This window comes from Moorena sp. SIO2C4, from assembly GCF_010672485.1.
GTDB lineage: Bacteria > Cyanobacteriota > Cyanobacteriia > Cyanobacteriales > Coleofasciculaceae > Moorena > Moorena producens.
In genome coordinates, this window is the sequence record NZ_JAAHGN010001432.1 from 1 (window position 1) to 1,451 (window position 1,451).

The following is a 1,451-nucleotide window of genomic DNA, read 5'->3' on the forward strand; positions in this document are numbered from 1 at the left end:
TGCCCCATTGAGTAGTTAACCTAATCAAATCGGTGTGGACAAAGCCTCGGTCTGCTAGCAATATCACCTTAACCCCTTCACCGCATAGCCCTCTGCCTTGTTCCAACATTTCCCGATAGTCTTTGAAGGCGACAGAGGCGCTACCATGTTCCATCACCCGCCAGACCACTGGCAACGCTCGTCCCCGATGCACCACCGCCAAGCGCACCAAGCAATACTCATCCCAAAACAACGATGTATCTAAGCTTAGATATAGACACTCTTGTTTCCAATCCGCCAAGGCTGACTGGATCAGGGGTTTATACAAGCGATGAACGTTAATGCGGGCATTGTACAGCCACCGTTGCATCCGACGTTGTTTGCTTTGAGCATAGTGACCACGACAGGGTATGTGGGGAATCCAACGGGTCAAATTAACTTCCGAGGAAGTTACCGTAAGAATAGTGGAGCCTTATTTAATAAGTTTTAACCCTTTTTCTCATAGCCAGTCCCCTATAAAGGCTCCACTATTCTAAGGTTTCGTCTCCTATCTGGAGTAGACCAACCACCATCCATAAACAGGTGGTCAGATGACTCAGATGCGCCCAGTCAGAGGGTTGACCAATCTTTGTCTTCAAGGCATTGTAGAGGCGGGAGTTTATTTTCACAGCATTTTTGGGATGTGAGTGGTTTCTTTCCTGAGAATGCTGGCTCCCCCAACCAGATGTCAATGCCCAAAGCGCCCATCCCTGGTAAGGGGTTCGTGAAATCGCGCTCAACTTTTGTCAGTCAACCAGCGTAGCCCATAAGCTGAAAGCTGAAAGCTGAAAGCTGAAAGCTGAAAGCTGATAACTGATAGCTGATAGCTGATAGCTGATAACTGATAGCTGACGGCTGATAGCTGAATGCTTACTGCGATGCCAACCAAATTTCTCTAGCAGCAGCGTTTCCATAAAGCTTCCTTGGTTCAACCACTAGCAAGGGTTCACCAACATGGTTAGGTAAGTTAAGATTGCTCTCGGGGTGTTGCATCATTGCTGGATGATTTGACAAGTGTTGACTGTCTGCTCTTGGGACTTTTCCTGATTTGCCAGACACTGATAAATCATCTAAATTATCACCAGGCTGGCCCAGGAAATCCGTGACAAAGACTACTGGACGGGAGCTATCCCAATATTCCTGAAGTTTCTGTTTAGTAATCCCGTATTGCGGTTTTGGTCCTGGAAATTCAGGGGGTAAACGATTGAAGCCACTATCTGTCAGAACGAGTACGATCCGATAGGCTGTATTATCTTTGCCTTTAGCCCAACCCGCTGGAAGATCGAAAGATGGGCAAGACAGGGAGGAGGAGAAATTGTTCGGTTCTTCTTTAGTCTCTGGCTTTAGTACTACTTCGTATTTCTTCAATTCTTCTGCTCTGTTCCCTGTTCCCGTCTTGATGCAAAGCGCGAGTGGGGGAAACCACGGCAGTC

2 protein-coding genes and 2 pseudogenes are annotated in these 1,451 nt (G+C 47.4%); all 4 read right to left on the bottom strand.

Annotated elements, in window-relative coordinates:
• Positions 1–412, bottom strand: a pseudogene (locus F6K20_RS38300) (transposase); the annotation flags it as partial.
• A gap of 94 nt (positions 413–506) precedes the next feature.
• Positions 507–647 (bottom strand): hypothetical protein, encoded by a 141-nt coding sequence (locus tag F6K20_RS38305; protein ID WP_154659722.1) that lies wholly within the window; start codon positions 645–647, stop codon positions 507–509.
• A gap of 117 nt (positions 648–764) precedes the next feature.
• Positions 765–932: a hypothetical protein gene (locus F6K20_RS38310; RefSeq protein ID WP_287298402.1), complete on the bottom strand. Its 168-nt coding sequence runs from the start codon at positions 930–932 to the stop codon at positions 765–767.
• Positions 889–1,451 (bottom strand): annotated as a pseudogene (locus F6K20_RS38315) (hypothetical protein); the annotation flags it as partial. The gene F6K20_RS38310 and the pseudogene F6K20_RS38315, both read right to left, overlap by 44 nt.